Source organism: Aeromonas cavernicola (assembly GCF_002795305.1).
Lineage (GTDB): Bacteria > Pseudomonadota > Gammaproteobacteria > Enterobacterales > Aeromonadaceae > Aeromonas > Aeromonas cavernicola.
In genome coordinates, this window is sequence record NZ_PGGC01000183.1 from 1 (window position 1) to 4315 (window position 4315).

Consider the following 4315-nt stretch of genomic DNA (forward strand, 5'->3'; position numbering starts at 1 on the left):
GAAGTGGCCCACCGCATCGCAGGCGGCGAGACCATCGACACCATGCAAAATATTCGCAGCACCGCGGTGATCCGCAAGGAGCCGCTGCCGGACTGGCGCGGGGTGGATTCGAGCAAGCTCGACCAAATTGGCCGCATCGATCCCATCATCAACCCCTATATGGAAGGGGCGCCCTGCTCAGATGACGAAGGGGTGGCGCCGGTGGCGCAGGAGGCCAAACCCGTGCTGGTGCAGCCGCCCAAGCAGAAACCGTGGGAGAAGACCTACGTCAAGCTGCCAGCGTTTGAGCGGGTGAAAGAGGACAAGGTGCTTTACGCCCACGCCTCGCGCATTCTGCACCACGAGACCAACCCCGGCTGTGCCCGCGCCCTGGCGCAGGCGCACGGTGATCGCATCATCTGGGTCAACCCGCCCGCCTTCCCGCTGGAAACCGACGAGATGGATGGCGTGTTCGGCCTGCCTTACCAGCGGGTGCCGCACCCGGCCTATGGCAACGAGAAGATCCCGGCGTTTGAGATGATCAAGACCTCGGTCAACATCATGCGCGGCTGCTTTGGCGGCTGCTCCTTCTGCTCCATCACCGAGCACGAAGGGCGCATTATCCAGAGCCGCTCGGAAGAGTCGATCCTCAAAGAAATCGAAGATATCCGCGACAAGGTGCCGGGCTTTACCGGCGTTATCTCGGATCTCGGCGGCCCCACCGCCAACATGTACAAACTGCGCTGCAAGAGCCCCAAAGCCGAGCAGACCTGCCGTCGCGCCTCCTGCGTCTGGCCCACCATATGCCCGCACATGGACACCGACCACAGCCCGACCATCGACCTCTATCGCAAGGCGCGGGATGTGAAGGGGATCAAGAAGATCCTGATCGCCTCCGGCGTGCGTTACGACATCGCGGTCGAAGATCCCCGCTATATCAAGGAGCTGGCCAAGTACCACGTTGGCGGCTACCTCAAGATCGCGCCGGAACACACCGAAGAAGGTCCGCTCTCCAAGATGATGAAGCCGGGCATGGGCAGCTACTACCAGTTCAAGGAGCTGTTCGACAAATACTCGAAAGAGGCGGGCAAGCAGCAGTACCTGATCCCCTACTTCATCTCCGCCCACCCGGGCACCACCGATGAAGACATGGTGAACATGGCGCTCTGGGTCAAGACCAACAACTTCAAGCTCGATCAGGTGCAAAACTTCTACCCGTCGCCGCTCGCCAACGCCACCACCATGTATTACACCGAGAAAAACCCGCTCAACAAGGTGAGCCGCCAAGGCGGGGACGTGTTTGTGGTGAAAGGGGAACGCCGTCGCCGCCTGCACAAGGCGCTGCTGCGCTACCACGATCCGGCTGGCTGGCCGATGATCCGCGAAGCTCTGATCAAAATGGGCAAGGGCCACCTGATTGGCAACGGCCCCGGCTGTCTGGTGCCAGCGGAAGGGCGTGGTGAGGCGGTGGCTTCGCGCAGCACCAACAAGGGGCTGAAACCGGCCCTGACGCGCCACAGTAATATCGTGCATCAGCGTGGCAATGGGGCTGGTAACAAGGCGACTGGCGGTAAGGGCGCAGTGGCTGCCGCCTCGCAAGGCAAGGCTCGTAACGACACCCCTGCCGCCAGCAAGGGCGGCAAGGCGGGCAATGGCAAGCCAGTAGGCTCCCAGTTCAGCAAAGGGGCTGGCAACGGCAAGCCAGCTTCCCAAGGCGCAGGTCAGGGCAAGCCCGCAGGGCAGGGGAAACCCGCCCATAAGGGTAAGGCCCCGACCCGCGCCGGCTCTACCAAACCTGCCGCCAAAGGCGGAGCAGCCAAGCGACCGGCTCGGTGATATTTCCTGATTGGGAAAGTGATAGAAAATAAAAAGGCGACCGGATGGTCGTCTTTTTTATTCTTCAATTATTTTCTTCGCCATATTAAATGGCTCACATGTTTTCAAATAAAACTTACAATAACCAGAGAATACCTCGGTTGGTTGTGTGAACTTCTCTATTATTTCTAAAGATTCTGCTATTTTCCTTTTTCTAATGGTTTTCTTTGCTGCTGTGTCTGCATTTTTATAATTAGTAATAGCATCTTCTAATGATTGGCTGTAACTATTTAGGCTGATTAATATTTTTGCTCTCGGTTCCATTAACCTTACAGAGTTTAATCCACATGTGTCTATGGTTAATTTACCTATGGCATTGTTGTTTTTAGCCGTAATCCGTATATCCTGATAATCAAAAAAATCTTCTGGGTCTACATTGTAAGGGTTAATTATAGGTTCTTGAACGGTATCATGATCTAGTTTCGAACCATTACATTTTCGACAGCAGGGTAAAAAATTACTCCATTCAAAAGTTAAATTAGGATAAATGGCTTTAGGTGCGAAATGTTCCACCTCAATGTTTCCACTTTCTCCTGGTTTTGTCTCACAAAATGCACATTTTTGACGTGAACTTTCAAATAGATTGCTCTTAATATCTTTGTGTTTGTAGTGATTTATTAATGGTTCTTTTTTTTCTTTTGGGATTTTAGAGTAGCCACCATGAGAAGCAATAGCTGCCATTAAATTTGACGACCATGTCTTTTCATTTTGTATTAGTATTTTTGGTTTAGGTTTTCTATTTAATTTAATCATCTGATAATGCAACCATTGAAGCATATTTTGCATTTAATATTGTTAATATTGAATCACTAGGGTGAGCGATTTCAGATAACTTGTTAATTGCAGTTTTTAATCCATCAATCGAGCGCTCTTCAACTTTATCAAAAGCTTCGGAAATAAGCTTTTCATAGTCTTTATTATCTAAACTAATTACCCCCATTACTTCAGAAAGTATTTGGTCTGTATTCCATCCTGAGAATTTTTTAGGTGTTGGTCTAAGAATGTATTCATTCTGTGTCGATTTTCTCCCCATTATAATAACTTCGTTCTCTTTAGCTGATGAAAGTAAGTGTGGGGAGTGAGTTGTTACTATAAACTGAATATTGGGAAATAAACTACCTAAGCCTTCGCGTAATGTAAATTGCCATTCAGGATGTAAGTGTAAATCAAGCTCATCTATCAAAACAGAGCCTGTGGCATTTTGGGCTAATCTATCACCTTCATTTCTTGTTCCTTCAATCCATTCAAATATACGTGCGATTATTGACAGTACAGCTTGGAATCCTGCGGATAGTTCTTCCATGTAACATTCTTCACCATATATTGAAAAAATTGGCTCAAGATCTTTTCCGGTGCGAACATATGAGAAGTTACTATTGAATGGCGCTAATAAAGGAAGGTTTTCAATCAGTCTGAACCAATTTTCTCTTTCCTCTTTTGCCCATTCTTTATCTATCATGAAATATCGATTTACAAACCACTGCTTAATATTAGTGCTTTGCTCGCCATAGAGAGAATTTGTATTGTTAGATTTATATTCTTGAATTTGTTGGTCGGTGTTTTGTTCACGAGTCATTCCATTTATTTGTTTGTATTTAATGCTACGCTCTGCCCCAATAAATAATGGGCAAAAACCCTTCAATTTATCTTTAGTCTGGTATATTACAATAGATTCTCGCCCCCTTTCTTCTTCCGGAAAATTCCATGAATTTATCGCCTGCTGTCTATATCCTTCGCTATTTATGGAGTTTTCCCCAAGACCGATTCTTTTTTTCTGTCCCAAGTGAGTAATGTCAACCCAGAATTCAGCGTTCTCTTGAAATCTGGAATATTTAAATGAATCACTGTTCAAACAGTGAGATATCCCGGCAAGAATAGATGTTTTTCCACAACCATTTGGTCCAGCAATAAAATTAAATCCTTTGTTAAATTCAACATCTAAAAGAGAAAATTGACGAAATTTTTTCAGATGAACTTTTTCTATGTAACTTGAAGTCAATTTATTACTCCATTTGCCTAATTTACTAAATGTAAATGATTACGGATAAACTTGGAAAAAATCTGGGACCCCCACCTTTATGAGCAAGGCATAACGCCTCCGAATCCCACGCCAGGAAATCTGGGACACCCACCTTTCTGTATCGGGCGTATGAATATCTGGGACACCCATCTTTCTGTGTGAGGCGTATCACCACCAAATATCTGGGACACCCACCTTTCTGTGTGAGGCGTATCACCACCAAATATCTGGGACACCCACCTTTCTGTGTGAGGCGTATCACCACCAAATCCCACGCTACCGCCCGTGGATCACAGCTTCCAATATGCTCACTTGACCCGCGCTGGTAGCAACCCATGAGAAAAATCTGGGACATCCACCTTTCTGTATGGGGCGTAATAAAATCTGGGACACCCACCTTTCTGAGCAAGGAGTAGCGTCACTAAATCTCACGCTACCGCC

General features: G+C 47.5%; 3 protein-coding genes. 1 reads left to right on the top strand and 2 read right to left on the bottom strand.

Annotated features, from left to right (window positions below):
• On the top strand, positions 1-1815 hold a 1815-nt coding region (locus CUC53_RS16675; protein ID WP_100295172.1), incomplete at its 5' end, for a YgiQ family radical SAM protein.
• A gap of 57 nt (positions 1816-1872) precedes the next feature.
• Here CUC53_RS16675 and CUC53_RS16680 read toward each other — a convergent pair.
• Together CUC53_RS16680 and CUC53_RS16685 are read right to left on the bottom strand one after the other, a co-directional pair.
• A complete protein-coding gene (locus CUC53_RS16680; protein WP_100295173.1) occupies positions 1873-2607 on the bottom strand; it encodes an HNH endonuclease family protein in 735 nt (244 codons plus the stop codon).
• Complete coding sequence (locus CUC53_RS16685; protein ID WP_100295174.1) at positions 2600-3853, bottom strand: AAA family ATPase; 1254 nt, start codon at positions 3851-3853, stop codon at positions 2600-2602. Before CUC53_RS16685 ends, CUC53_RS16680 begins: the two co-directional genes overlap by 8 nt.
• Positions 3854-4315: the final 462 nt, after the last annotated feature.

Bases quoted from the DNA above. Each gene is read 5' to 3' on its own strand.
- CUC53_RS16680 (WP_100295173.1), bottom strand. From the start codon at position 2,607: ATGATTAAATTAAATAGAAAACCTAAACCAAAAATACTAATACAAAAT.